The 24,990-nt window shown below is 43.3% G+C and carries 28 protein-coding genes and 1 pseudogene; 4 read left to right on the top strand and 25 right to left on the bottom strand.

What is annotated here, in order from left to right; translation table 11 throughout:
• Nucleotides 1-27: 27 nt before the first annotated feature.
• The 19 genes from HUO09_RS08590 to HUO09_RS08500 form a co-directional block, all read right to left on the bottom strand.
• The gene (locus HUO09_RS08590) at nt 28-954 is read right to left on the bottom strand and encodes a hypothetical protein (protein WP_188233671.1); all 927 of its coding nucleotides are present in this window, start codon (nt 952-954) and stop codon (nt 28-30) included.
• Nucleotides 954-2,078: a tail fiber protein gene (locus tag HUO09_RS08585; RefSeq protein ID WP_188233670.1), complete on the bottom strand. Its 1,125-nt coding sequence runs from the start codon at nt 2,076-2,078 to the stop codon at nt 954-956. The genes HUO09_RS08590 and HUO09_RS08585 overlap by 1 nt, the downstream gene beginning before the upstream one ends.
• Entirely contained in the window at nt 2,075-2,554 is a 480-nt protein-coding gene (locus HUO09_RS08580; protein ID WP_188233669.1) for a hypothetical protein, read from the bottom strand. The genes HUO09_RS08585 and HUO09_RS08580 overlap by 4 nt, the downstream gene beginning before the upstream one ends.
• Nucleotides 2,536-3,582, bottom strand: a complete 1,047-nt coding sequence (locus HUO09_RS08575; protein ID WP_188233668.1) for a baseplate J/gp47 family protein — start codon at nt 3,580-3,582, stop codon at nt 2,536-2,538. The genes HUO09_RS08580 and HUO09_RS08575 overlap by 19 nt, the downstream gene beginning before the upstream one ends.
• Nucleotides 3,579-3,965, bottom strand: coding sequence for a phage GP46 family protein (locus tag HUO09_RS08570; RefSeq protein ID WP_188233667.1), 387 nt, complete (start codon nt 3,963-3,965; stop codon nt 3,579-3,581). Before HUO09_RS08570 ends, HUO09_RS08575 begins: the two co-directional genes overlap by 4 nt.
• Nucleotides 3,962-4,537, bottom strand: a complete 576-nt coding sequence (locus tag HUO09_RS08565; RefSeq protein WP_188233666.1) for a phage baseplate assembly protein — start codon at nt 4,535-4,537, stop codon at nt 3,962-3,964. The genes HUO09_RS08570 and HUO09_RS08565 overlap by 4 nt, the downstream gene beginning before the upstream one ends.
• On the bottom strand, nt 4,530-5,468 hold the full coding sequence (locus HUO09_RS08560; RefSeq protein WP_188233665.1) for a phage baseplate assembly protein: 939 nt from the start codon (nt 5,466-5,468) through the stop codon (nt 4,530-4,532). Before HUO09_RS08560 ends, HUO09_RS08565 begins: the two co-directional genes overlap by 8 nt.
• On the bottom strand, nt 5,465-6,682 hold the full coding sequence (locus tag HUO09_RS08555; protein WP_188233664.1) for a DNA circularization N-terminal domain-containing protein: 1,218 nt from the start codon (nt 6,680-6,682) through the stop codon (nt 5,465-5,467). The genes HUO09_RS08560 and HUO09_RS08555 overlap by 4 nt, the downstream gene beginning before the upstream one ends.
• Nucleotides 6,683-6,992: 310 nt before the next feature.
• Nucleotides 6,993-7,394, bottom strand: a complete 402-nt coding sequence (locus HUO09_RS08550) for a hypothetical protein (RefSeq protein ID WP_188233663.1) — start codon at nt 7,392-7,394, stop codon at nt 6,993-6,995.
• 128 nt (nt 7,395-7,522) lie between these two features.
• Nucleotides 7,523-7,999 carry a hypothetical protein gene (locus HUO09_RS08545; RefSeq protein WP_188233662.1) on the bottom strand — a complete coding sequence of 159 codons (477 nt, stop codon included), beginning with the start codon at nt 7,997-7,999 and terminating at the stop codon, nt 7,523-7,525.
• 19 nt (nt 8,000-8,018) lie between these two features.
• Complete coding sequence (locus tag HUO09_RS08540) at nt 8,019-8,375, bottom strand: terminase large subunit domain-containing protein (RefSeq protein WP_188233661.1); 357 nt, start codon at nt 8,373-8,375, stop codon at nt 8,019-8,021.
• Nucleotides 8,376-8,384: 9 nt separating this feature from the next.
• Nucleotides 8,385-8,618 (bottom strand): ogr/Delta-like zinc finger family protein, encoded by a 234-nt coding sequence (locus HUO09_RS08535; protein ID WP_102940124.1) that lies wholly within the window; start codon nt 8,616-8,618, stop codon nt 8,385-8,387.
• A gap of 40 nt (nt 8,619-8,658) precedes the next feature.
• Nucleotides 8,659-8,892, bottom strand: a complete 234-nt coding sequence (locus HUO09_RS08530; protein ID WP_188233660.1) for a hypothetical protein — start codon at nt 8,890-8,892, stop codon at nt 8,659-8,661.
• A gap of 103 nt (nt 8,893-8,995) precedes the next feature.
• Nucleotides 8,996-11,074 carry a hypothetical protein gene (locus HUO09_RS08525; RefSeq protein WP_188233659.1) on the bottom strand — a complete coding sequence of 693 codons (2,079 nt, stop codon included), beginning with the start codon at nt 11,072-11,074 and terminating at the stop codon, nt 8,996-8,998.
• Between the two features lie 4 nt (nt 11,075-11,078).
• A complete protein-coding gene (locus HUO09_RS08520; protein WP_223159348.1) occupies nt 11,079-11,351 on the bottom strand; it encodes a hypothetical protein in 273 nt (90 codons plus the stop codon).
• 24 nt (nt 11,352-11,375) lie between these two features.
• Nucleotides 11,376-11,603 (bottom strand): hypothetical protein, encoded by a 228-nt coding sequence (locus tag HUO09_RS08515; protein WP_188233791.1) that lies wholly within the window; start codon nt 11,601-11,603, stop codon nt 11,376-11,378.
• A complete protein-coding gene (locus HUO09_RS08510) occupies nt 11,603-11,818 on the bottom strand; it encodes a hypothetical protein (protein ID WP_102954710.1) in 216 nt (71 codons plus the stop codon). Before HUO09_RS08510 ends, HUO09_RS08515 begins: the two co-directional genes overlap by 1 nt.
• Before the next feature lie 12 nt (nt 11,819-11,830).
• Complete coding sequence (locus HUO09_RS08505) at nt 11,831-12,370, bottom strand: phage regulatory CII family protein (protein ID WP_102954709.1); 540 nt, start codon at nt 12,368-12,370, stop codon at nt 11,831-11,833.
• A 113-nt stretch (nt 12,371-12,483) separates the two neighbouring features.
• Nucleotides 12,484-12,696 carry a hypothetical protein gene (locus HUO09_RS08500; protein ID WP_188233658.1) on the bottom strand — a complete coding sequence of 71 codons (213 nt, stop codon included), beginning with the start codon at nt 12,694-12,696 and terminating at the stop codon, nt 12,484-12,486.
• An 89-nt stretch (nt 12,697-12,785) separates the two neighbouring features.
• Here HUO09_RS08500 and HUO09_RS08495 point away from each other — a divergent pair, with 89 nt between their 5' ends.
• Complete coding sequence (locus tag HUO09_RS08495; protein WP_188233657.1) at nt 12,786-13,412, top strand: phage repressor protein CI; 627 nt, start codon at nt 12,786-12,788, stop codon at nt 13,410-13,412.
• Nucleotides 13,413-13,907 carry a hypothetical protein gene (locus tag HUO09_RS08490; RefSeq protein ID WP_188233656.1) on the top strand — a complete coding sequence of 165 codons (495 nt, stop codon included), beginning with the start codon at nt 13,413-13,415 and terminating at the stop codon, nt 13,905-13,907. It abuts the gene before it with no gap.
• Here HUO09_RS08490 and HUO09_RS08485 read toward each other — a convergent pair.
• The 4 genes and pseudogenes from HUO09_RS08485 to HUO09_RS08470 all read right to left on the bottom strand — a co-directional run.
• A complete protein-coding gene (locus tag HUO09_RS08485; RefSeq protein WP_188233655.1) occupies nt 13,902-14,636 on the bottom strand; it encodes a hypothetical protein in 735 nt (244 codons plus the stop codon). The genes HUO09_RS08490 and HUO09_RS08485 overlap by 6 nt on opposite strands.
• The gene (locus HUO09_RS08480; RefSeq protein WP_188233654.1) at nt 14,623-15,777 is read right to left on the bottom strand and encodes a protein-PII uridylyltransferase; all 1,155 of its coding nucleotides are present in this window, start codon (nt 15,775-15,777) and stop codon (nt 14,623-14,625) included. Before HUO09_RS08480 ends, HUO09_RS08485 begins: the two co-directional genes overlap by 14 nt.
• The gene (locus tag HUO09_RS08475; RefSeq protein ID WP_188233653.1) at nt 15,767-18,136 is read right to left on the bottom strand and encodes a sensor histidine kinase; all 2,370 of its coding nucleotides are present in this window, start codon (nt 18,134-18,136) and stop codon (nt 15,767-15,769) included. The genes HUO09_RS08480 and HUO09_RS08475 overlap by 11 nt, the downstream gene beginning before the upstream one ends.
• A pseudogene (locus HUO09_RS08470) lies at nt 18,129-19,823 on the bottom strand (class I SAM-dependent DNA methyltransferase); the annotation flags it as partial. The gene HUO09_RS08475 and the pseudogene HUO09_RS08470, both read right to left, overlap by 8 nt.
• A gap of 298 nt (nt 19,824-20,121) precedes the next feature.
• Between HUO09_RS08470 and HUO09_RS08465 the strand changes: the two are divergent.
• Nucleotides 20,122-21,153 carry a tyrosine-type recombinase/integrase gene (locus HUO09_RS08465; protein ID WP_188233651.1) on the top strand — a complete coding sequence of 344 codons (1,032 nt, stop codon included), beginning with the start codon at nt 20,122-20,124 and terminating at the stop codon, nt 21,151-21,153.
• A gap of 123 nt (nt 21,154-21,276) precedes the next feature.
• Here HUO09_RS08465 and HUO09_RS08460 read toward each other — a convergent pair whose 3' ends face one another.
• The gene (locus HUO09_RS08460; protein WP_188233650.1) at nt 21,277-22,320 is read right to left on the bottom strand and encodes a GMP reductase; all 1,044 of its coding nucleotides are present in this window, start codon (nt 22,318-22,320) and stop codon (nt 21,277-21,279) included.
• A 572-nt stretch (nt 22,321-22,892) separates the two neighbouring features.
• Here HUO09_RS08460 and HUO09_RS08455 point away from each other — a divergent pair.
• Nucleotides 22,893-23,447: an outer membrane beta-barrel protein gene (locus tag HUO09_RS08455; protein ID WP_188233649.1), complete on the top strand. Its 555-nt coding sequence runs from the start codon at nt 22,893-22,895 to the stop codon at nt 23,445-23,447.
• Between the two features lie 22 nt (nt 23,448-23,469).
• Here the strand turns inward: HUO09_RS08455 and HUO09_RS08450 are convergent, their stop codons facing one another.
• Nucleotides 23,470-24,942 (bottom strand): NAD(P)H-hydrate dehydratase, encoded by a 1,473-nt coding sequence (locus HUO09_RS08450; RefSeq protein ID WP_188233648.1) that lies wholly within the window; start codon nt 24,940-24,942, stop codon nt 23,470-23,472.
• Nucleotides 24,943-24,990 lie beyond the last annotated feature (48 nt).

Here is a 24,990-nt window from a genome sequence, read left to right as displayed (position 1 = left end):
AAAACCCAGCACGAAGCTGGGTCCAATTTATCGGGTTAAACCTGAAAGAGGAGGACGGGGCCCGAACGGGAAGTGCTCTGACTCAGGATAATCACTCAGAACTTTTCTATCTTGTAACAGCCTCATATAGTCGTCTTCACTTTGAATGGGTGAGGTTCTTAACTCAAGTGGATATCCTTGGTCTTTCTCGTACTGATCAATGCGATTAAGCACCTTGATGAGTTCAGCATCGCGCCATGATTTCTCTTCTGCCACTTTAAACGGCCGATGACGCTCAATATCATACTGCCAGCCACCATTGACCCACGACTCAAAAGCCTTCGGCTCTAAAAGAGTATGGGTATCAGGTAGCTCTTCCAAGTCTCTAATCTGATAGTCTTTGTCGTTATCACGATTTTTGGCAAAAGCAATTTGACCTCGGTGGTCTAAAAGTTGCTGCCATTCACCGTTAACAAGCTTTACGACATATTTATCCGAGCGTAGTGAAGGCGGCTTGGTAAATGTGTGATTTTCAGGCAGCTCAAAGTTGTAATCTGAAACAACAAACTCATCACCATACTCACCATAAAACGCTTCTCCTATCTGAATAGAATAGACTTTCCATTTTCCGTCTTTGTATAAAACAGTTTGCGTCTCACCATCATACTCCGGCGGGACTTCCAAAATGGCTCCCTTCGGATATTCACCCGCGGGGTTATCTAAATAGTGTTTACCGCCATTCTTGTCGAAGTAGGGTTTCTTCGTCATATCTTCGATTTCAACCGACCACGTATCATTGCTCCGGTCATAGCGAGCGGTCATACCATCGGCTGAAGGCGTATAGATGTTGACAGTAAAGTCACTCCCCAGGGCTGTCCCTTTTGCTACATGCTCTGTTGTATTTTCAATCCACCATCCATCATTGGTCAGGCGAGAGACATTGACAGTTTGGGACGTAGTAAAAAATGTTGTCATTATGCGAGCCTCACAATCCAGTTTACTTTGATGTTATCCACGGTGTTTCTTGAACCGCCATTGGCATTAATCGCTAACCCATGACCATGAGCACCGATGGCGACTGTGTGGTTGTGCGCTTCAGAATCTATAGAATTTCTCGCATTGGCATATTGAGTCGCAACGTTACCAATGGCGCCTTTAAACCCTTGCATCAGCCAGTTGTTGTCTCCAATCCAAGAAGCGGCGAACGCATCACCCCAAGGGTTTGTGTTGGTTTTTAAATTATGGTCATGCCAGTTTGTGCTCGTGGTTTTCGTGCCAAGGTCAGTAGACGTTACAGAGCCAGAATGGTTATGAGATTTAATTTCCCCTCGCTCGAATGCGCCTACCGTCTCACCGTCAAGTTTGCCTACAGCGGCACGACCACGCATATCAGGCAGAACACCAGTAGGGAAAACGGCTGCTAATTGTGGATAGGTTGCTTTATTGAACGCTTGTCCTTTCATCATGGCAAAGCCACTAGGAGCCGTGTCGGTATACCAAGGAATCGCTGCACCGACAGGAAAGATTCTAGCGGCCAGTTTTAGCCAGAGATTATTCACCAGCTTATCGATGACCTGAGTGACATCGAGGGCATAGAGAAACTTCTTCACGGTGAGAAAGGCGCTGTCATTGGTACCCGTTTCAACCTGCTCACTGGTCGCTACTTTCGCAATACCCGCCACGGTTTCAGTGGCGTATGGTGAACCAAGCAGTTCAACGGTAATGTTGCTGATAGTGGATGCAGAAAGGTTCAGCTCACAGGCTTCAGTGACTACCGTGTTTTTACGCTTATAGGTAATGATGTCACCGTCTCGGCTATCGACCGCAAACAGAGTTCCATCTTCCAGCCAGTAACCGAGTTCTTTGCCTTCAAACTCCTCAACACCATCCCAGACGGTTTCAAAATGCAGTTGACCAGGAGCGACTAACGCGCCTCGTGTGATGGCTTTCTTTTGCAGCTCGTTACGCAGCTCAGTCTGAGCAGGCTCAGGAACGTAGCCTTCAGAGCCAATACTGATGTGCGTAATTTTGTATTCAATACCCAAATCACCGGCGCGAATCGCGGCAGCAATTCCGGCATCGGTAATGATTAAGCTCATTGAGTCACCTCATAAGTGTGTAAGTTGCGAATGTGTCGGCAGTTCGCCAACTGGTGATGCACATCCAGCCGTGATTGATACGTCCATGTAATTTCTGTGTGTGGCAGTCGTTTCTTTTCAAACTCTGTCCAAGCTTTCTTGCTTGAACCTCGATACTCATTTCCCAGCGAGACATAAATCAGATTCGGCGTGGCGCTCGCATCAGAAACGACGCCCGAATTGTTCCCGGCCACCTCATAGAGTAGCGCCTGATAATCGCTAATTTTCCAACCAAACAAGGCTTGTTTGAAATCGGTGAGCAATGACAGCTGCACATCGTCATGGGTGGTTTTGAAGTCGATGGCCAGCGCTTCGATAACATTGGTCAGCTCAACGTTCTCCGCTTCCTGCCAGTATTTGCCTTTGGGTAACAGTGCCCGAAGCGAATCGGCAAAGTCAGCTTCGCTGTAGTCAATAATTACGCTGGAGGTGTCCATGTGACGGCTCCTAATACGTGAATTTGATTACTAGCGATGGTCACGGTGTCGGTTGGCGACTTCACAATGAAGTTAGTGGTGACCGATGATACGGTTAACACGATTTCTGTGGGCGTTATGGATTCAGGCGCACCTGTGGTGTCATCAATCTTGCCCATCTTGTTCTGAACCAGAGTTTGCAGAGCGGCCACCACATCGGCGCGGATGTTTAAGTCTTCAATGCCCTGAATCTCGATATCGAGCTGCGCATGTTCAGGTACGAGCGCCATCGGGTGACAACCGGCTAATCGATTATCTTCAAAGGTTTGTTGAACCAGATTGATGACTTCAGCGCTCACCGTTGGATCATTGGCACGACTTCCGACATACACTTCCACCATGCCGCGCTCGGGTGTGTTATCTAACGCCCAGGCATAATCGACATCGGAATGAGCAGAGGTCGCCCACACTTCGTAATCATCGGCTTTACCAATCAGGTCATTTTTCTCATAGGCGACAATCACGCGAGCTCGCCAGTGTTCAAGCGCTTCAATGTCGGAACCGCCTGAAATACCCAAGCTTTCAATCTGGTTAGGGTCGATACCATCCAGCCCTTCAGAAAGTGTCAGCACGCTGCCTGCAGGTAAATTGCTGGCGGTACCGGAAACCAAGGCAATGACATTCACCGGTGCGTTACTGTATTGCTCATCGGTTGTCTCATACTCATTACCTGCCGCATCGGTGAGTAATCGCCCTTTGGGGATGACCACTGTGCCGCCTAACTCAACAAACTGAACGCTGCCCGTTGCGAAGGTCGGTAACAGTCGCGGCGTATCATGGCGGTTGGCATGCAGATACAACCAAGCCTCAGAGCAGGTTTCAGGGTGAAGCTGACGAAACAACTGGTCTTGATAGCCGTATTGGCCGTAACTGACACCCGCAATCGCGCAGGCCAGTGCATCAATGGCAGGGTTGTTTTGCCCTGTTTTCGCAATCAGTGTGGCTTTTGCCCGGTTAATGAGTGTTTGTAAGCTGACTTGCGTACTCATAGTTCGACCTCAAATTGGGTGCCATCAATCAAAGTGACGATAGCCACTCGGCTCATTACGGTGGGTTTACTTTCCCAGACTCTGACAACTATCGATTTCGCGTAACCCTGACTCTCCAACCACGCCAACGCTTCTTCATAAAAGCGTTTTGCAAGACTCAATGTTTGTGGCGTGAGTTTGTCTCGACGCAGTGTCCAGTCACGGGAGCCGACCATACTCAGGAACTCATCACTCCAACTGCCGCCACGGTCATTCTTTTCCATACGAGCGCGGTCGTTTTGCGTGGCTTCGCCGTGGTTATGGATACTCTGTAAGATGGCGTGTTTCATGCCATCTTTTGTCGCAATGGGGGACGTAATGGCGCTCAGTGTGAAATGGTTCATTGCTTGTTAGGTCCCTTTGTAATTCTGATTGTGTTGTCATCGATGTAATCGTGGTCGTGCGTCTCGACCGTAACGCCTGCAAACTTGCCGGATGCACCTCCCACACTACCAACCACATTCAAGTTACCTCCGATGTCCACATTGCCTGAGAACGTTGAGCTTGCCGCGGTAACATTGACTTTGGGCGCCGTCACGCTCACTTCACTTGGTGCGACCATTTCAATTTTTGCTGCAGACTGAATTTTGATACCGCTAGCCGTGAAATGAACCAAATTGCCTTTGTCATCCAGCATGGCCACTTCACCCGGCAGCAGCTCCATCTGGTAACGCTCATCTTCTACGTTCACGGTAATACCGCGCGCGGTGACACCACCAATAAACAGGTTGTAAGTTTTGGCACCTACTAAAGGGCGACTCATAAAGCCGTAGTTATGTACGCGACGAATGCGGTCATTGGTTCGGCCTGTCGCGGTTTTGATTTGTAGCCACTGTGTCTCTGCGCCTGTGACGGTACCCGTACCCACAATGTTTTTGATTCGTCCCATCAAGCGGGAAAGCAGCGCTTTAGACATTGCTTTGCTCCTTAAATGGGCGAGCCAGTTGAATTGAGGTAACTGCAGAGCTTTCGGACACCGATAATCCCAAAGCTTTAATCACTAGCATTTCGTTGAAGTCTTGCTTTTTGTCGATCACCCGAATCACTCGATTGATACCGTCAATGGCGAGCTCTGGGAAAATGTCGGCAATGCTTGATGATGCCGTCAGGCTTTGGGCAATCGCTGAATTGCGCTCGTAGTTGGCGCGAGATAAACACGCCTCCTCGGTCTGTAGCTGATCACTGATGAGGACAAGCGTTCGAGAGCGTTCAATATTGTTTGAAGTGACAGTGGCGCTAGCTTCATCCCATGCGCCTTGCACTTCAATGGTGTGAAACTGCTTGTCGAACTTACGCGAGATATTGAGTTGTTCAATGTTGTTGCCCACTTCCAAGCCAATACCTTGAATCGTTGCGTGCGCCGCGTGTTCGATGGTCAGCACGCCATTACGCTCAACCAACACGAAACCTTGTTCACGTATTACCTGCGCCACGTTTTCCACTGGCGACTCAGCATTGATTTGAAACTCGGCTATTGGCTCTAAGGATTTAACCAGGCACTGCACATTGAGATTGAAGGGCGCGGCCAGCTTACGTAGCAACTTATCAATCGGCTGGTCGTAAAGGGCGTCCATAGTGATGCGCGAATCAATCATGTTGGCGCTCTTTGAGCGACCTGAAATGCTCACGGTTTTGCTGCTTGAATCGGTGGACGCATCCACACCATCAATTTGCCCGGTCAGGATGAGCTTATCGTTGAGGTAGAACTCAACCGGCAGAGGCTCAACAATATTCATGGCTGGAATAGAGCAGCTAAAAGTGTGCGCCAGTTGCTCAAGCGAGTAGTTTAATGTGGCGGTATAAAACGGTACCGCAGTGCCGTTGATTCGCAGCGTTAGCTTGTTCATTGTGCATCCCTCACGGCAATGTCGCCACGCATGAACAATGGGTGCTGCAACGCATTAATGGCTGTGATTAGGTGCTCGTCAGTGTATTGCTCATGGGCAATGCTCAAGGCAGGTTTAAAACGAGGTTGCTCAATCACTCGGTGCGCAGTCGTGCCCTTGATGACTTTATCCAGTTGAGTTTGCACATTGCTTTTCAGCGCCAATAAAGCATCGTATAGCTCTAAGCTTTCCACCGTTGAAACCTGTGTAATTTCATCAATGCGTTCATCTAAACTTTCAATCAGTGCCGTCAGATCACCTCGAATGATGTCCGGTTGCTTGTTGGCCGTTGTGACATCAAAGCTTTCTTCTTTCTCAAGTGATGTGAGGTCTTTGCTGGCCTTAATCGCACCCGTTACCATTTGGATGTTGTAGTGTGGCGTGACCGCATCATTGTTCACTTGCTTGAGTAATTGCTGTTGAGCGTTACGCGAGTTATCAATCGCTTCACTTTCAGATTCCTTTTCCGACTGCAGAGCATTGGTCACCATATCAACGGCTGCGTTGAATGCCGCCAGAAAGGAGTCAGGTTGATTACCTAAACGAGTAACCGCCGCATACGCAGTGTTGATGGTGCGGTAAGTATCTATGAACTGGTTGTTGGCCAAGCTACTCTGTGCCTGATCAACATCGCTGTTCATTCGGTGCGTAATATCGGTGAGGGTATCTAAAGCTTTGGTGAAATCACTTTGAGTCTGGTTAATCTCTGCCACGCTCATTTTACTGACATCATTGGCGAACGAGGAAGCCGAAGTGTTTTCAACAACCGTCGCCAATTGCTTGGTGCGAACGATGCTCGGTACGTTGATGTTTGGTTCAGTGCTGGCGCGAACGAAGGACAGACTGAGCGTAACAATACCGCGCTTGGTGCTGATGCTTTGTGAGAAGGTATCAAACACCAAAGGCAGCTCACCGAGCCAAGGATGCTCAAGCTCTCCGGTCGGTGATTCTTCAAGATTAGCGATAAAAGCGTTGGAGTCAGCAAGCGAGCTGCTACCCACAAACACCACTTCTAATTTAATCGTACGTGCTTTGCTGCCCATCACTCGGATGTGCGGCAGTTCAGCGTAAGGAATTTCACTGACGTGCAAGCGCTGACCACCATCAATGGCAGTGGCTAGGATGTTGAGCTGATGCCCATTCCATCGACCGTGCTCGTACTGTCGTTCCCACATGAAAGTCTCACTTCATCCGCAATAAATTAGAAAGAATGCAGTAGGCGGAAAATTTCAGGCAGGAATGGAGCGCGCAGGCCTCGTTCGGACTCACCCCTCCCTCCGCGCTAAAATTCAGCACTGCAATTTTGCGCAATTTGAAACGCAAAAAATTAAGGTAGGGTTATTTGAGCACAGCCCTGATAGATACTGAACTCAGGGCTATTTTAGATAGGAGATTTAGAAGAGCGTCGAGATCGCGATCATTCGTTTTTGATCGTTTTTAATTTGTTAATGGCCAAACTATATTAGTTTTGAGCCTATTTAATTATTACTGCAATCTACAAGGCTGTATTTTTATACGACCTTCGTGTTTAACATCAGGGTTATCGAAAAATACAGTCGTTCCACCTTCATAGTAGTATGGACCTCTAAACTGACTGATCTTGTCACTCTTACCTATAACTTTGTTTGTGCCATGATCTATCACATCATGACTCCACAGATAAGAAGTATACTCACCATCGCGTGCGACTGTATATTCTGAGTTTACACTTTCATAATCTCGATTAATTTTTATAGCTCCGGTTACTAATTTTTCTCCAAATGTCAAATTCACTGTTACGTCGTTAGCATTATCACCAAAATCGCAAAACACATTCTTACTTTCTGCGGCTGACACACTATTGATGACTGAAAAATACATTACGATATAAAGAAATATTATTTTCATAGATAATCCCTTAATTATTTGGAAGAACAACTTCTAAGGCTAATACTTTTCAATTTATTAGCTGTATTACTTTTAAGACTATTGTTAATAAGTTGTTATTGAGAATTGGTAAGCTTCTCGTAGTAATTTTACGCTAGGTGGGGTTTTAGGAATTCGTAAGAAGATTCCAGCTTTCTTATAAAACTGGTTTTGAACGTGGAGAACTCAGGATCAAGATGCATCCGTTCCGCTCGTTCAAACAACTTGTATAGGTAGGTTTGTGAACACTTTTCAATATGAACGTTGGGATATGGTCTATTTACGATTATCTCTTCATAGAGTTGTTCATCTTCAATCATGTTGAATTGGTCGCCAGTAATATCAAACACAAGGTCTTCAATTTCCAACCACACATGCGATACCATATTTTTTCCAAAGCCAACGACATAGATAATTTCCACATTCTTAGATAAATGAAAAATATGATAGGCGAGCAGTAACGATGCAAACTTACAGTTCATAACGGGAAAATCTGATGTAGGCAGCGGTGACGGCCCTTTACTACATCTTTCCATTGCTAGGCGCAGGATGGTTGTTTCATCTGTCAGAAACTGAATTTTGCTCATTGTCTACCGAACCATCCTTTTAACTAATCGAAATGAATGCCGCTTTATGCTGTTTCAACATTGTCCATGATGCAACAAGATTGCTGATATAAGAGAAGTTGTCTTCATCAAAACAGTTAATCACATAAGCGTTACCAGAGTACCCGCTCGACGTCTGGTTGTTGGCAATCAAAAAAGTCATTCGTGCACCGTTTGGTAGAACGAATGGATTGCCAGATAAAGAAAGTCCTAGTGGGCTCGCAATAGCAGCGATGTGTTGCTGTATGCGTTCACTCTCTTGCACTGTGGATGTTAAAAATATCTGGTCTTCTTTTGTAATTAGAGCATCGGCAAGAGCTTTGCCACCAAAATATAAACCTGCTGATTCTTTATCCATGATTACACCTCACCCAAACATATCCATCTGGTCCACATCACCACGGCACAGTTCTGGCTGTAGTAACGGGTCTGGTTTCGCTCCCGTAGGCTCGATGATTCGGTTCACGGTGGTCAAAGTGGTAAACGCGCGGCCGCAGTTTAGGTTCAGGCATTGGCAGTATGCTTCGCGGGTATCTTTACTCATCGCTTTTGATGTTGCGATACGGGCTTTGCTTTCGCAGACAGGGCAAGTAATTAGCATATTGAATAATCCTCACTTCTAGTTACCAGCCTGCCTTCTCTTAAGACTTAGAACATATCGAAAAAGCTGGGCTTTCTAGCTCGTCAGAGAGTTCAATCAACTGTCTGATGGCTTCCAGTTTTTCAGGCTGCAATTCTTTTTTCTGGTCTGCAACCAGCAGACTCATTAAATAAATTCCTATATCTGCTCGGCTATCACCCACAGTGCTCAGTGCTACTGCATCAATGATAAAGCCCATCGCATCTAGGAAAATATTCTCTCTTTCTAATGACATAGCCGTACCCATACAAATTTAACTGTATAAACATACAGTATTTTTATCCCCATTTGTACAGGTGATTTTGTTATTTGAGAAATTACACTCAAACTCGATGCAATTAGCCCATTGGCATATGCCGCATCGCCTCTTCTCTCACGCTATGCCAGTAACTAATTTCCGCGTCGTCCACATCTTGAATCATTCGGTTTTCTTTCAGGACAGCACCCCAATAACTGCGCTTATCTTGGAAGCGAATGAACTGTTCAGCGTAGATAACATCTGCCTCTTGTTTGATGTCGTCACAACTAAAATCACGGCACTGCATTGGCCAGCCGCGAGCGCCTGCTGCCCAAAACATGAACTTATCCACTTTGCTTGCCGCATCTTCCCCTTCGAACGTAATACAAAAGCGATTGGTAGTACTGATATGCACACCGCGAGAACGTATGGTTTTGTTCAGCTTCTCTGCTTCTTTTTCCAAACGGATGATTCTTTGTTGCAGCTTCTTGCGATGTTCTTCCGGTTTAGCTTGCTGCTTCGCTATCGCCTGAGCTTTTATGGTTTGCTCTTTCGCTGCATGTAACTTATTCACTCTGCGTCGAATGGGTTTCTTCCACTGCTCAAGTTTGTAACCAAGCTCTTTGATAATCGCCGTCATATTGTCGGCATCAAAGGAAGCTAAACACTTCCAATCTAGTGCGCGTGAACATTTCGCCACACCGTATCGATTGCCTTTGATAAGCCCTTGGCTGGCATCATCCCCTTTGGCCGCATAGCCAACGGCTTTGATGATGTATGAACCGGCAGCTTCCGGTTTACGAATTCGCTCCAAGTTCGCGAAGCCATGCCCCCAAATTTTCTCAAGACGTTTTGCCCAGGCGCTGAACAGATAATGAGGAACAGACCAACGCAGCAGAACGTGAATGTGCGGGTTCGGTTCACCATCTTCATTCTCTGGGCATTCCGCTACCCAAATGTAGTGAAAATCAGCAGGTTCTTGAGTTGGTCCAAACTCTCCGGCTTTCACATGCTTCGGCACTTTCAATTTGGTTAAGTCGCTGTAAGGCGCACCTGTTTCTGGATCAGTTTGACGAGTGTGGTCGGCTACCCAACCACGTAGATAGAGCTTCTTCACCGCATCTAAAAATCTCGATGCTTCATTGCCTATCGTAGTTTCTAACGTCTTTTCCATCGTGAAGGTATGCTCTGGTTTGGATTTGATGTCGCAGTAATCCCCTGCAATCAAACCGCCCTGGTTCATCACTTTTGGAATCGGTCTATCTTTGTTGGGAACCGTCCAGTACTCGCCTGCGATATCAACAATAGGGTTGCCCACTTTCTTCTCGCCTTGCTTAGCTCTGGTCGTAATCATGTTTCGCTTATAGCCAATTGGATGATGAGGACCAGCCGAGACATAATTCTCGCCATCGGTCATGCCACCAAACAGAGCTAAGCGTTGCTCTTTGGTGAAAGTCAGAGTCAGGAACGTGGTAAACCCTCCGTGACAAGCAGACGTGTACGCAGCGGCTTCAAAAATCTTACGCACCGAACGACTTGATAACTTCTCAGTAAAACGCTCACCAGTATTTGCATCTGGCGCGGCACTGGCTGGCGTTTCGGTTATCGCCTGAAACTTGAAAGTGTTGTCCCACTCTCGATGCATCAAGTTCATTGAAATAGGAATTTTCTTAGGTTCGCCCCTCGCCCGTTTACCATTCTGGTTCAGAATCTGTGGCTTAGAACGCGCTGTAGTGTCGTAGAGCACATCATGGTTGAAGTAAGACTCAGGACTTTCAAGCTCAGTTTTCGGGCGCAGTACCTTTCCTAACAGCCTTAAAGACTGCATTTGGCGCTCTTTCCTGTGCCGATAATTTTCTGTCGGACTTTTGCGCCCTTTGACTAGCCTATGCTCTCCGGCGATTCTCGCCGCCGCTTCGCGGTCGTGTTCTGAGCGGAAATTCAGCCTTTTAAAAGCATCGGTTCTTATCTCAACATCCAACTGACGCTTGGATTTTTTGCCAAGAACGCGATCATAAATCGGTATTTTCTTGATAAAACCTGCATCCAAAATCGCCTGTTCTTGGTCGGTATAAATTTTGGATACTAAAAAACCAGCGTTATAGCTGGCATCATTTCGTTTGATTTTGTCGTGGGGCATCACTGCCCCAGCGATATAGAGTAAGTCTTTGGTTTCCATTTTACTAAGCCACTGCGTTATTCACGGTTCCCCAAGGTTCGATACAACCTTCTTCGGTACACACATATTCAAGACAAGCTGAGTTTGATGCCGCTGACTTATGCTTTTTAATTCCATGTTTCTCGCGCAGCTTGCCGAGCAAGAACAAAGAACGCTGACGCTTTTGCGGGTCAGGGTTTTCCATTCCTGCCATATCAGGGCACGGCAAATGTGCAGGAGAAGTAACAGGCAAATTCTTGATTGAAGTACTTGGGCAATAATCGATATCTTCAGTCATAAACACCTCACGCAAGCGGCAGAGTTAAACCTCTGCCAGCTCCTGAATATCCATAACAATGAAACCACCTTGACCTTCGCCCTCGCTCAAAATGCCGTGGCGAATGTGGTTACAGTTCAACTGGTGACAAGCTTGTGCGATGGCATCTTCAGCGTTATCGAAATCCCCCAGAGCCGTTGTTTCTGGCTCTAGCGTTTTCTTGTGACGCTTCATCGCACCATCACCAAACAAACGAACGGCTACAAACTCCATCACGCAGCCTCTTCTTGCTTGATGAACTGCCCAACTGCCTTGCGCGCTTGGCGGTGCACATCTGTCCATGTACGAACCAGAGAACTTTGCAGGTCTGCCTGCCCTTCTACTGGGTTTTGCTTGATTTTGTTTAGGGTCAGCACCGCGTGGTTTTCCCAATGAAGCGCTTCATCAAGCGTGTTGATTTCAATCGTTACTTTTGCGTTGTTAGCCATAGCTTTCACCTTCTAAGAAAAACCGGGGATGGGTGCACCGTTTGCCACAAAATCGACGCTCATACTTAGGAACGGCGTGACACCCGTGGTGCGACTTTCGAGATCAGAAATCAGCAGCACCAAATTACTGATACTTGCCTGAGCCTTTCTGATAATGCTTTGCTTGCTGGTACGGTTGAGGCTGGTTTTGTTTGCATGGTCGAGCGCCATACGCGACAAATCGCCAGAGTGAATCGAGTTTTCCAGAGCACGTTTGATGAACGTTTCCACGCTCGCATCCTGCGGAATTTGCGCAGTCACCACACCGAGACCAAGCAAAAGGCTATTAAGAATGGAGTAGTTGCCACTCGCTTTAGTGATGAGAACCAACTCAACGCAGGTCAGCACATGCGGCTGTTCAGGGTTGAGCTTGTTTCGCAGCATCGTTGGGTTCATATCGAGAGCCTTGGCGATAGCTGTCATGTTCTCTGAGTTCGCAAATGCGCAACACGCGTCGTTAAATGCCTTTTGTTTCGAGCCACGTAAAACGCACATTGAGTTCAAATCTTCCATAACGAATACTCAATTGAAGAAAAACGGAACGAAAATGAATGCCCAACCAAGAACATTGAGCCACAACGGACAATATTCTTTGGTGGGAATTAAGGAGGAAAATCGCATGAGTATTACCCCAGCATCTGCATCGCTTCGCGCGTTGCGATTTCATGTAGAGCAACCATGTTGATCATGGGTGTTTCTTTCGCTTTCTCTTTGGTTTTAATAGGAAGTTTGCCTTCTGCCACCCAATCCATGATGGTGCGTTTTGGCATACCAGAAAGCTGCGAATACTGCTCGTAAGTCATAAAAGGAGTATTTATTACTATTTGGAATGAAAGCATGGTGCTATCCTTGTAAGTCATTGAATGTTGAATATCGGATCATAGAGTTGGCGCTCATACCGTCCGAATGCGAGAATTATTGATCGTATATGCGAGAAAAACAAGACCAATTACTGCCTTTTGATTACGAAGGTGGGAAAAATGTGACTGAGAGACTATGTAAAGCATTAGAAGTTAAGAATTTAAGTGCTTTAGGTCTAATTCTAAATGTGCCTACTTCCACTTTATCAACGTGGCATAAGCGCAACCTTTGTCCTTTTGAAATAGTGATTAGAGTTCATATACATACAGGCGTTTCAGTAAGATGGTTAACGCTTGGTGAGGGTGAGCCATATCCGAATAGACAAATGACAGAAGAGCAGTCAAAAAGTCCAGAAGCGAAATATCTTTTCGATATCGACACATTTAAAATTCTCAATGGCGAACTATCGAGATTGCGAACTCTCACATTCGATAAAGCACTCCTACAAGAAGCTGCTGTAGAGAACGCGATTGCCATTGATGAAGGTGACTCAACATTCATCATTGATAAGGACGTGCAACAGGCAGTTGCAGGAACCTACCTAGTAGATATGGACGGTCTCCTCTCCCTAAACGAAATCCAACGCTTACCGGGCAAGAAGTTAGCGATTAGCTTTAATGGCTCAACGATTACCGTTGATGAAGGCGATGTGAAAGTTGTTGGTAGAGTTGCTTTGGTGATGGAGAGGGTTTGATTGGAGATTCTAGACGCTCTCCTGAAACGAAAGGCACACGCAGATAGACTTTCCAATACTAAAGGGGCTGAGGGTGAGTCTTTTGCCATAAGTCAGAACAGTACATGGATTGAAAGACCTAAAGGACAGCTTCTAAATAACTTACTCAACGAGCTCAAGCGGACAGGCATCGATATTAAACGAACTAGTTTTGATGCTATAGAATTGCCAAAAGGGGTTTCAGTAGATTTCAGCTCTGTTGAATCAATTCAATCTCACCTGTCTCAAATGAATTTTATTGAGATAAAAACCACTTCAAAAAGCTCAGTTAAAGAAGACTTTTCAGGATATTTTTTTGCGTTTACTGAAGGGGAACTAAGTGCAGCAGAACAGCTGAAAACACGGCATAAGGTCGCTCTAATAAATAAAATCACAGGGACAGTATTTATGTCTTCCGTCCCTGAGTTACTAAAAAGAGCTAAATCGATGAATTGGCAAGTTTCGGTGCAGCTATAGTAGATGGGGATTTAAGTCTCGCATTGCTGACAAATTTTGCTTTGAGTCTTTCAACGTTGAATTACCCATAGTTTCCCAATAATTCCCTAGTTTTTCATAGTAAGGTTTCCACCAATTCAACTGGGATTCTTTCAATGCCAATCTATATTGAGTGTTTGCTCTCAATTGTTTCCATAGTGTGAGATCCAGAAAATTAGACAGTATTAGATCAATGGCGAGAAACGCATCCAATGGGTGATGCATAAGCCGAGGACTTTTCAGAACAATCATATCTCCATATGAATCAAGCTTTTTAACTTTGTTTCCACCATGATGAACGTGATAATGTGGATGAATATATCTATATTGTTCTTCCTGCCCCGTGCCATCCATGTCTACGTGATAATCAAAATGCCAAGCCCCTCGACACAATCGCGCATCATTAACATGTAAGGTTTCATACTCTAAATTAACAATTATTTTAACAACATCCTCAAAACAAAATTTATCTTTAACTGAGATATCAATAGTCATAATTATATTTAATTCGGAGTCCCACTCTTTACCTCGGATGTAGTCACCTTCAACTGGCTCCAATTCCAACCCTTTTATTAAGCAACGTTTTCCACCGCTCCTGATTAGTAAGGCGCCAGCATCTACTAAAGGGTTAGCTGATTTTATAACCTTTTTGGATTCTAAAAACTCGCCTAGTTGAACTAAATCATCCGATAATTGCTCAGCCGTTAACATCAGGGTTAAGCCTCTTTAGTAAATTCCTTATTTTTTTCTTATCATCGGCATGTATTACATATTTATCTGTTTCTCCATTCAAATATGTAATTAAATCAATATACTTAGGCTGCTCCCAAATTTTTGAATCTGAATCTCTAACTCTTAAAGCATCATAAGGATCAAGCGGTACTCCGGAAACCACGCAGTTTACCCAAAGATTCATACTCTGGTCGCCATTTGGATATCTAGTTGCAATAGGTTCTAGTCCTGATATACCAAAATGTTCAATTAATATAGCAACACGTTCTTCACAAGTTAGTGACTGCAATACGTCTTCTTCGTGAATGTCAAACCACCAGTTGTCGATACCAGCAAACCACCAACGTTCTTTTAAACCTGAAAATGGCCCCAAATATAGATATGGCTCAAACTCTTTTTTAAGAACTTCCCACCCTTCTGAATCATTAGACACACCTAGTTTTGTTTTAAGCATTACTTCAGTTACGAGAATACCTGCAGACTGAATTAATGATGAGTAGATAGAACCTACAAGTGCATGAGGGTCACTAGCCTTTGAAGATAGAAAATCTATAAACCTAGAATCAACAAATTTAAATACCACCGAGTTACACTGCAGGAGGCCTTGAACTTCAACTTTATCTAAATCAACTCCAAGGGGCTTACGATAGCCTCTGGCTAAATTGTATGCTTCTACTAAAGCAATAAGCATCTTAGATACTCTTGCCTTGATTTCAGGTATAGCGATTTCTTTTTTCTTGATTACAAAATCAAATAGGTTTTTTGATGCATCGTCTGGTAAAAATGACTCAACGATTACTTCTTCATTTGAAAGTAATACAATTGGCATAGAATTAAGATTAGTGACTGCCATCTCTGTTCTTAATTGTTGTGCTAAAGCCGTTCCAAAATAGTCTGCTTTGTGCCCTTCACTACTTTCAGCTTTTAAATCTTGGTCAATTATTAACCCTTGAAACTTCCCTTCTTGTTCCTGAATATAACCCACTAACGCCTTCATGGATTCCATAACCTGCGTGTGTTGAATTTTTATCTTATCTTGAGATTCAAATTCAATACTTTCTATTAGTAGTTGAAGTGTCTTGCTTTCTTCATCATCAATATATAAATAATTAATAGGCATCTTCTGGCAACTCTGACTCATCGGCTGTTGGTAAAGTAATTTTTAAGCACGTTCTATATCCATCGGAAGGTTCCGACACTGCTATTTCACCTTTCATTTCAGTAATAATTTCTTCGGTGATAGATAACCCTAATCCCATCCCTCTTTTATAATTATCTTCTGATTGGAAGGCTTTACTTGGCATAGCCGTTGTGTAAAGTGGAGCAAACACTTCAGCCCATTTGTTTTTAGGAATTCCATCACCATTATCTTCAAAACGAATTGTCATATGATCAGTGTTTTTACATACACTAATCAATAACTTACCATTTTTCTCGCCTTGCCTATCAATAGCTTTGCATGCGTTAGTAAACAAATTTATAAATATGGACATAATTTCAGAAATATGAACTTTCTTTGTCCATATACCCCAAGAATCAAAATGGGTTTTAAATTCATAACCTCTACGCTTGGTCGTTGGTTCCATCGCAGCAACGAATTTCTTAACTAACGTTCGAATATCATAATAATTTTTTTCTCTATTCGAATTGCTTCTCATTGAACTATCAAAAAACTCAGTGTACGCATTTAACATACTCAAATTTTCTTCAAGTTGGTCGCTGACAATGCCTACTTCTGGGACGGTACTAGACATACTCTTTAATACTTGGCTATTGAGATTCAAGTTAGTTAAACACATATGTATTTCATGTGTGAACTCAGATATAGCTAAACCAGTAGAAGACAATACTCGATACATTAGCTGTTCATCTATATATTCATCTAGAGTTTCTTCAACTTTTTCCAACTGTTCAATAAAGTCTTCAGTATTAAATCCATAGGCGCTGGAGTATTCATCCTCACTTGATTTAGATTCATCTCCATCGTTAGAGTGAGTTGAAGAGTCATCATCAAAAGCAGATCTAGCTGCTTCTTCTGCAGCTCTGTGGGCTTCTAACTTTTTCTTCATCTCTTCTAATTGTTCTTTAAGCTTCTCTTCTCGTTTCTGACGTTCACTCGTAAAGCCTTTTTGCGACGAAGTAACCTTTTTATTTCTTATTGAACCAACATGAGACGCAATTATTATGGCAATCTGGTAGGTTGTATCTGTTAATATTGTAAAAGCGTCATTTTCTATCAACCCTTCCCTCGAAGAAGTTTCCTCGAACAATGTGCCTACAGGATCAGTTACAGAAACTTTACCAATAAAGTTGGTATTTGAGTGAGGTGGTAAGATTGTACGTTTCTGGTAGGAATCATCGAGACCTAACCAATCATTACTACGAGTGCCATAAGGTGCGACATTAAATCCATTTCTAAATAATTTAATACCACCATTATTTTGTAAGTACTGACGCAGTTGCCTAGTATCAGACGAGCCTTTTTCCCTAGAATAATATAGAAGTTCAACAACATAATCACTTTTTAAAAGTAGATCATTAAACCCTTCGGTTGTTTTAATAGTTTCTGTAAAACGTTCATCAGAATAACCATCAATAGTAATTACCAATTGACCATTACTATCCATTTTAGCAATTGCTTTCAAATCAGCGTTATCATGAAACTCCGTATCTTCATTCACTTCAAATAACGTAGTTTGACCATTACTTTCAGAATCAAAATATTTAAAATGAACGCTAAACCCTGGGTCTGATTTTTTCTTAGTTGGTATATTAAGAATGCTAGAAATATAACTATATGTTGTTTTAATATTACTTTCAGTCCAAGCCTCTCTTACATCAGATATTTCTAATATTGTTCCCTCAGAAAAATCATAACAAGTTTCGTATGAAACTCTATTTGATATAGAATTTAGATATGCGCCAGATTCAAATGAATTCCAATCAACATTTAAACAAAGATAACAATCAGCGGATTCTTTTTTAGTAATGAGCTTTAATTTTTTTCCTATTTTTTGAGCTGAAAAACGACCAATCCCTTTTTTGCCAGCTCGTGCTCTCAAGTACTTATTTGATGTAGGATTATATACTTTGTCAGAAGTACTAATTGTCATAAAGCCACTGACTAATTCTTCAAAGTTCATTCCTTGTCCGTTATCAGTAATCTTTATTGTTCCCTCTGGATAACCCGTATCGACAAATTCAACAGTAACTCTACTTGCATCAGCATCATACGCATTCTTAATCAACTCACTTAATGCTGTGGTCTTTTTTGCTACCAATTGCTCGCCTAAACGCTCAACGATTTTTGCATCTACAGTAAAGCGTACATTTTCTTGGTCAAATTTTGAAATTGCGGACGACAATTCTAACAAGCGGCCATAATCAATTTTATCTTTTAGTAATACTCCACTTGTATCATCATTTGCTTCTGAGATTAGCTGAAGTAATTCTTTTTTTAGTTCTTCTTCATTAGACATCAAACTCTCTTACCCCTTTATAACGCTCATGACGAAGAGCTCTAACACCTTCTGCTAGCCAACGACATTGTTCTACCGTTATCAATCCATGGTTAACTAGAACAGCATCAACTAACTCGGCAACCCTATCATGGTTGTCTCTTTGGATTTCTCTTTCAACTTCAACTTTAATTGTTATTAAGTCTTCAACACACTCTGGTGTAAATAATACTTTTATATTTCTGCCAGCTGATGGTTCAATTTTGAGCACACCAGAACTATAAGCTCGCCCTTCCACCTCTGCCGAAAACTGCGAATAAGTAGAAAGTAACGTTAAAGCAAATGCTTGCTTAGCTTTTGCTGACATTTTTTCACGAAAGATCACTTTATGGATGGAGTTAGTGCAATTTAGTTTAGCCACATTGACAACCATTCGAGGACCAAGATGGATCATGTAGGACATAAAACAATCTGCGACTATTCCATCAATACCGTACCCAGGAGCAAACCAGTGAGGGCGTTTTGCAAAGGTTTTGTTTTTGACTCGTTCTTGTTCCGTTATTTGGTTTAGATAAGCAACTACAGGATTGCCAGCATCTTCCATGTGTTTCTCAGAAGGGCAAACCAAATAAGAACGATAACCTTCTTCCTGAAGTTTCTTATGCCTTTTCTTATCATGACTAATGCCTGATAAGTATGAAAATTTTCCAATTGCGGGTATTAATACATCATCTGGCAAACTAAATTTTTGGATAGTCTTCTTATCAACAATAAAGTATTTATTAGCGCCAGTTACCATGCCGATTTTGATATCAGCATAGTGCCCTATTGGTTTGGAACACTCAGAGGTTAATAGCTCATAGTAAGTGGTCTGTGCTTCTTGACTCACTAGCTCTAACTTATACCCATCAATACCAGCTTTTGTGGCTTGTAATTGGCCGTCAATGGCTTGCTTAAGTTCAACAACGTTATCTACTGAAGCTACAGAAAAATGAGTGTTTTCTAATGGTTCAGTACTAAAATTTTCTGCAATTAAAATAACTGAGGTTTCTTTAGCACCTTCCTCTTTAAAGAATCGTTCAGCAAGTTTTAAAACTTTTACACTATGAAAATGGTGTTGATGTATTTCTAATAACTTTTTAGCGTAATCAGCGTGCAATAAGCTACTTGGAAGCACCCACGCAACTCTGCCACCATCTTTAAGAAAGCTTAATGAATGCAATAGGAAAAAAGCCCAAAGACTTGCATTGCGCCCCATAGTCACACCCGAGAATGGTGAGTCGTGTAGTACCTTCTCACAGGATTCTCTTTGTTTCTCTGTCATATTATGCATTGAAACATAAGGTGGGTTACCTAGAACAACATCAAACTCTTGAACTGAAAAATCGCTTGGTTGAACCGCAATAAAATCCTTTTGAATAAAACGATTAACAGTTTCAACCATATGCCCAAATTTTTCACTTAAGATGCCAAATGCATGCTGATCGATATCCACTCCATACAATTGTTTCTCTGGTGACGGGCACCCAAGACGTCTTAGTGTTTTTATACTGCTATCAAAAAATCCACAGCCCCCAAAACTAGGTTCTAGAATATCCTCGTCAGAACGCACAATAGCCCAGTCTGTTAAAACTTGGCTAAGTTCAGGTGGTGTGTAATAAGCACCCAGCTCTCTTTTTTTAGTTAAAGAATGTGGGTTAAGCATTAGTTCATGTACTCGCTCATCTAAGTGGTCAACTTATAAGATTTCTTACATAGGATATTAACCTATGTAGTTCATCAAATGAATACATTTATCCGACTCCCATCGAGAGCATCTCATATGCATACCTTTTAAAATCAAATAGATATCCAACATCACTCACAAAGTGATTATCAAATTACATGTCAAATGTAATCATAAATCCCAAATTAGTGGCATGTGCTTTAAATGCGATATTAAACATTGTTAAGCGTATTCTTACGATCAATACTGTATTTATATACAGTTATATTGTGGTTTATCCATGTCTATCCGCAACTTAAAAGATGGTTCAAAGAAACCTTGGCTATGTGAATGCTACCCAAACGGTCGTAGAGGTAAGCGCGTGCGTAAGGCTTTCGTAACCAAAGGTGAAGCAGCAGCTTTTGAAAAGTTCACCATGCGAGAGGTGGAAGAGAAACCTTGGTTGGGTGACAAACCTGATAACCGTCGTTTAAGTGACGTTATCGAACTGTGGTTTGAGCTTTACGGTAAAACACTGGCGAACGGTCTTGTTATCTACCAAAAGTTTCAGCACATGGCTGAAGCAATGGGCAACCCATTAGCAAGCCAGTTCAATTCCAAAATCTATGCGGATTTTCGTGCCAGACGCATGAGTGGTTCATTGCCTTTTGTTTCTGCTCGTTGGAATAAAGGTGCGCCTAGTATTGCAACGCTCAATTCTGAACTTGCTCGATTCAAAGCAGTATTCGGGAAACTGAAAGAACTGGGAGAATGGAGCCTGCCCCATCCTTTGGAAGAGATAAAACCGTTCAAAGAACATGAACGGGCAATGGCGTTCTTACCGAAAGAAAAACTTCCACTGCTGATTGACTTGGTTAGTCAGCATGAAATTGAAGATATGCAGAAGATCGTCAAGCTGTGCCTATCAACTGGCGCCCGTTGGAATGAAGCAGCCCAAATGCGCGGCTCGCAACTTTCAAAATACAAAGTCACATTCACTAATACCAAAACGAAGAAGAATCGCTCTGTGCCGATATCAGAGAGCTTGTATGATGAAATCTATAAACCAACCAGCGGTAAGTTGTTTAAGCAGTGCTATACACCATTCTGCTACATATTGAAGAACAAACTTGGGTTAGATATTCCTACAGGGCAAGCTTCTCACATTCTTCGCCATACCTTTGCCAGCCACTTTATGATGAACGGCGGGAACATTCTGGTACTCAGAGACATTCTTGGTCATGCCGATATCAGCATGACGATGCGTTATGCCCACTTTGCTCCTGACCACCTTTCTGAAGCGATCACCAAAAACCCTTTGGCGGGTTTATAACTGTCGCCACAAATTTTTTTTTCGTGAGTGTCGCCACTTTGTCGCCATTTGCTGATTTTGAGACAAAAAAAGAGCCGCAAAAAGCGGCCCTTAATTACTCGGATTTTCCGAAAAGTTGCAAGTTTACTCTTTACCGTAAACGTTGTTCTCTTGCTCTTGTACGCGGATGAAAGTTGTGCGCTTAGTTAGCTCTTTAAGCGAGGCTGCGCCTACGTATGTACAAGTTGAACGTACGCCACCAAGCACATCTTGAATGGTGTTTTCAACCGGACCACGGAATGGAATTAATACGGTTTTTCCTTCAGCTGCACGGTAACCAGCAACACCACCAGAGTGCTTGTCCATCGCGCTCTTAGAAGACATTCCGTAAAACTTCATGTAAGTTTCGCCGTTCTTCTCAACGAGCTCGCCGCCAGCTTCTTCGTGACCTGCTAACATACCGCCAAGCATAACGAAGTCTGCGCCGCCACCAAATGCTTTTGCCACATCACCCGGACATGTACAGCCGCCATCACCAATAATGCGACCACCTAGGCCGTGAGCCGCGTCAGCACATTCAATGATTGCAGACAGTTGAGGGTAACCAACACCAGTTTTCACGCGAGTTGTACATACAGAACCCGGACCAATACCTACTTTTACGATATCCGCGCCAGCAAGGATCAGCTCTTCAACCATGTCGCCAGTCACTACGTTACCAGCAACAATCACTTTGCTTGGAAATGCTTCACGTACTTTTTGAACGTAATCAACAAGGTGTTCTGAGTAGCCGTTTGCGATGTCAATGCAGATGAAAATAAGTTCTTCACTCATCGCCATAATGTCTTTCGTTTTTTGGAAATCATTATCCGATGTGCCCGTTGATACCATCACGTTTCTCAACGTCTGGGATTCTGCGTTTTGAACAAACTCAGCCCATTGCTCAACACTGTAGTGTTTATGAATAGCTGTCATAACGTTGTGCTTAGCGAGCGCTTCCGCCATTTTAAAGCTACCGACAGAGTCCATGTTTGCAGCAATAACAGGTACTCCAGACCATTGACGACCACTATGCTTGAAGGTAAACTCGCGGGTTAAATTTACTTGAGAACGGCTTTTTAGGGTTGAACGTTTCGGGCGAAACAGTACATCTTTGAAACCTAACTTAAGTTCTTGTTCGATACGCATTGTGTAATTCCTTGATTAATTCACAGTTTGTGTCTCTTTTGCAGAGTGCGTAGTGAACACGTTGGCAGACGTAGTCACTTTTCGGACACAAAAAAACCGGAGCGTTGGCAGACGCTCCGGTTTTCAGCATTATAGGTTGTGATTTCTTTCCGGCAAGTCTGATATTTGCATTTTTTTTGTGTTACCCTGTCGAAGATTTCATATCCCCCACCTTGATAACCCTTCTCTTTAAAATCAATATTCAACAATAACTTAAATATCAATAAATTAGCTTTTCATGGTCAAATTAACGACGCATTGCAAACGATTGTCTATTGGCTTAACAATAGTACGCCATTTCAATAACGTGAGATTAATCACCTTACTTTGAAAATCCCTTGCCTTAACTTTCGTTCATTTTTCACTCAATTAACGCTCGATCACAGCTTTTTGCTTTCACTAAAGATAAAAACAATTATCGGTTCATAACTTGCTTATATTTATAACAAGCCGATGTATAAAAGCGAATAATACAGAGTGTCAAAAATTCTATAAGACACCAGAGTATCTTCAGATAGCAGTGGAGAACAAAGATGAAATATTTAGGACAAACTTGTGTTGGTTTAATCTTTTTGTTTTTGGCTTTACCAACTCTAGCAGCAGAGAGCAGACATCAGTTTTACGCCGATAGCGGCTTTAACTATATCGATAACAGCAATTCTACAGAAAGCGCTTGGACAACGACGCTTGGTTACAGCTATTTCTTGTCACCTTTTGTGGGTGTGGATTTCGGCTACACCGATACAATGTCTGACGGTGCAACGTTTTATGACAAGAACGGCGATTCACAACAGGTTAAGTACCGTAGTTTTTTTGCGGGTGCGACAATAGAGCAGCCTATTAATAGCTTCTCCAGTGTGTATGCTAGGGGTGGTGTTGGGCAAACAAACATAGAAGAAACGAATACCAGCGTTGTGCCAGAAACCAGTCAAGATCATTCGGGCATTAATCCATACATAGGCATCGGTGCCAAAATTCAGCCTATGTATGTTGAGAAGTTGGAGCTGAGTGTCGAACTTAAATATCAAGACTTACAGAACGAATACTCTGCAACTTCGTTTACTCTGGGCGCGAAATTTAGTTTGTAAGCCAAGTCGTTAAGTGACTTGATCAATTAACCAAGCTGCGTAAATGGCTAAGCAAATCGCTGGCTAGCATTCCTCGTTCGCCTTTTTCTTTGGCGTTGAGATCCGCTGCTTTGCTGTGAATGATAACGCCCAGTTTTGCAGCCTCGAAACAGCTTAAGCCCTGCGCGAGAAGTGATGTAATTACACCGGTTAATACATCTCCCATGCCACCGCTCGCCATACCCGGATTGCCCGCTAAACAAACGTATATCTCGTTACCATCACTCACTAACGTTCCTGCACCTTTTAGCACCACAACACCGCCAAACTTCTTCTGTAGATCTTTAATGGCTTTGAATCGGTCGGCTTCGATCATCTCAACTTCCACACCAAGTAGCCTCGCCGCTTCCGCTGGGTGAGGAGTAATGATTCGGTTATCGTCAAAATTGGCATTTTTTGCTAGAAAGTAAAGAGCATCAGCATCAACAACTTTGTTTATAGATAGATCCTGTATTTGACAGAATAGCCGCTCTGACTTTGACTCTCTGCCGAGTCCGGGACCAATAGCGACAACGTTGCTCCATTCAATTCGTTGTTGAATTCTCTGTTCATCATCCCAACCCGCGCTCATCACTTCAGGTACAGATACCAAGATTGAAGAAACATTTGAGGAATGAAGTAGTGAAGCCGTTAAACCGCAACCCACTCTGGCGCAGGCTTGAGCGGCCAAAATCATGGCGCCACCCATACCTTCATTACCACCAATCAACAGAGCTTTGCCGTATAGACCTTTGTGAGCACACGCTTCTCTTTGAGCCAATATCGATTTGATAGATTTTGGAGATATCGATCTTAGTGTTGGTGTGTTTTGCTGTTCAAAACTTTCTTCGACACCTAATCCCGCAAAATGTAGCTGACCAACATAGTTACGCGCCTGCCCCGTCACTAAGCCTTGTTTAAGACCAATAAAGCTAATGGTGTGATTGGCTTTTACTGCAGTGCCAAGAACCGCACCAGTATTGGCACATAAACCTGAAGGAACGTCTATAGCTACAACGGGAACGTGAGTGGCGTTTATCAGTTGGATAAGATCATGGATTCGTTCACGAACCGTACCGGATAGACCTGTTCCAAGTAATCCATCAATGATGAGATCAACATCGTCGGGAATCACGTCATCAAATGGATAAACCTCGCCACCATGATCTAACCAGTGATAGTAAGCAGAAAGGGCATCCCCTTTGAGATTTTCTGGATCGCCATGCTGCCATAGGGTCACATGAACGCCCATCGACTTAGCCAAACAGGCAACGATGTAACCGTCACCACCGTTATTACCACCGCCACAGCACACAAGCCAATGATGCGTCCCTGGGTATTGGGCAAACGCGATAGTAAAAGCGGCTTGCCCTGCTCTTTCCATCAAACTGAACATTTCCAGTCCAGTTGATTTTGCAGCTAGAACTTCCCCTTGCTTTACTTGTTGTGCGGTGTAGAAAACGCTGGGTATAGGCATAGCAATCCCTCTCTGCTCTCCCAATGCTGATATCAATCAAATGTTTAA

Origin of the sequence: Vibrio sp. Y2-5 (assembly GCF_014596725.1) — a bacterium.
Lineage (GTDB): Bacteria > Pseudomonadota > Gammaproteobacteria > Enterobacterales > Vibrionaceae > Vibrio.
The sequence above is the reverse complement of the archived record's forward strand: the minus strand, read 5'-3'. Positions and strand labels throughout refer to the sequence as shown.

What these genes read in the sequence shown, in the direction of transcription:
- HUO09_RS08590 (WP_188233671.1), bottom strand. Translation starts at nt 954, where the DNA reads ATGACAACATTTTTTACTACGTCCCAAACTGTCAATGTCTCTCGCCTG.
- HUO09_RS08585 (WP_188233670.1), bottom strand. Translation starts at nt 2,078, where the DNA reads ATGAGCTTAATCATTACCGATGCCGGAATTGCTGCCGCGATTCGCGCC.
- HUO09_RS08580 (WP_188233669.1), bottom strand. Translation starts at nt 2,554, where the DNA reads ATGGACACCTCCAGCGTAATTATTGACTACAGCGAAGCTGACTTTGCC.
- HUO09_RS08575 (WP_188233668.1), bottom strand. Translation starts at nt 3,582, where the DNA reads ATGAGTACGCAAGTCAGCTTACAAACACTCATTAACCGGGCAAAAGCC.
- HUO09_RS08570 (WP_188233667.1), bottom strand. Translation starts at nt 3,965, where the DNA reads ATGAACCATTTCACACTGAGCGCCATTACGTCCCCCATTGCGACAAAA.
- HUO09_RS08565 (WP_188233666.1), bottom strand. Translation starts at nt 4,537, where the DNA reads ATGTCTAAAGCGCTGCTTTCCCGCTTGATGGGACGAATCAAAAACATT.
- HUO09_RS08560 (WP_188233665.1), bottom strand. Translation starts at nt 5,468, where the DNA reads ATGAACAAGCTAACGCTGCGAATCAACGGCACTGCGGTACCGTTTTAT.
- HUO09_RS08555 (WP_188233664.1), bottom strand. Translation starts at nt 6,682, where the DNA reads ATGTGGGAACGACAGTACGAGCACGGTCGATGGAATGGGCATCAGCTC.
- HUO09_RS08550 (WP_188233663.1), bottom strand. Translation starts at nt 7,394, where the DNA reads ATGAAAATAATATTTCTTTATATCGTAATGTATTTTTCAGTCATCAAT.
- HUO09_RS08545 (WP_188233662.1), bottom strand. Translation starts at nt 7,999, where the DNA reads ATGAGCAAAATTCAGTTTCTGACAGATGAAACAACCATCCTGCGCCTA.
- HUO09_RS08540 (WP_188233661.1), bottom strand. Translation starts at nt 8,375, where the DNA reads ATGGATAAAGAATCAGCAGGTTTATATTTTGGTGGCAAAGCTCTTGCC.
- HUO09_RS08535 (WP_102940124.1), bottom strand. Translation starts at nt 8,618, where the DNA reads ATGCTAATTACTTGCCCTGTCTGCGAAAGCAAAGCCCGTATCGCAACA.
- HUO09_RS08530 (WP_188233660.1), bottom strand. Translation starts at nt 8,892, where the DNA reads ATGTCATTAGAAAGAGAGAATATTTTCCTAGATGCGATGGGCTTTATC.
- HUO09_RS08525 (WP_188233659.1), bottom strand. Translation starts at nt 11,074, where the DNA reads ATGGAAACCAAAGACTTACTCTATATCGCTGGGGCAGTGATGCCCCAC.
- HUO09_RS08520 (WP_223159348.1), bottom strand. Translation starts at nt 11,351, where the DNA reads ATGACTGAAGATATCGATTATTGCCCAAGTACTTCAATCAAGAATTTG.
- HUO09_RS08515 (WP_188233791.1), bottom strand. Translation starts at nt 11,603, where the DNA reads ATGGAGTTTGTAGCCGTTCGTTTGTTTGGTGATGGTGCGATGAAGCGT.
- HUO09_RS08510 (WP_102954710.1), bottom strand. Translation starts at nt 11,818, where the DNA reads ATGGCTAACAACGCAAAAGTAACGATTGAAATCAACACGCTTGATGAA.
- HUO09_RS08505 (WP_102954709.1), bottom strand. Translation starts at nt 12,370, where the DNA reads ATGGAAGATTTGAACTCAATGTGCGTTTTACGTGGCTCGAAACAAAAG.
- HUO09_RS08500 (WP_188233658.1), bottom strand. Translation starts at nt 12,696, where the DNA reads ATGCTTTCATTCCAAATAGTAATAAATACTCCTTTTATGACTTACGAG.
- HUO09_RS08495 (WP_188233657.1), top strand. Translation starts at nt 12,786, where the DNA reads ATGCGAGAAAAACAAGACCAATTACTGCCTTTTGATTACGAAGGTGGG.
- HUO09_RS08485 (WP_188233655.1), bottom strand. Translation starts at nt 14,636, where the DNA reads ATGTTAACGGCTGAGCAATTATCGGATGATTTAGTTCAACTAGGCGAG.
- HUO09_RS08480 (WP_188233654.1), bottom strand. Translation starts at nt 15,777, where the DNA reads ATGCCTATTAATTATTTATATATTGATGATGAAGAAAGCAAGACACTT.
- HUO09_RS08475 (WP_188233653.1), bottom strand. Translation starts at nt 18,136, where the DNA reads ATGTCTAATGAAGAAGAACTAAAAAAAGAATTACTTCAGCTAATCTCA.
- HUO09_RS08465 (WP_188233651.1), top strand. Translation starts at nt 20,122, where the DNA reads ATGTCTATCCGCAACTTAAAAGATGGTTCAAAGAAACCTTGGCTATGT.
- HUO09_RS08460 (WP_188233650.1), bottom strand. Translation starts at nt 22,320, where the DNA reads ATGCGTATCGAACAAGAACTTAAGTTAGGTTTCAAAGATGTACTGTTT.
- HUO09_RS08455 (WP_188233649.1), top strand. Translation starts at nt 22,893, where the DNA reads ATGAAATATTTAGGACAAACTTGTGTTGGTTTAATCTTTTTGTTTTTG.
- HUO09_RS08450 (WP_188233648.1), bottom strand. Translation starts at nt 24,942, where the DNA reads ATGCCTATACCCAGCGTTTTCTACACCGCACAACAAGTAAAGCAAGGG.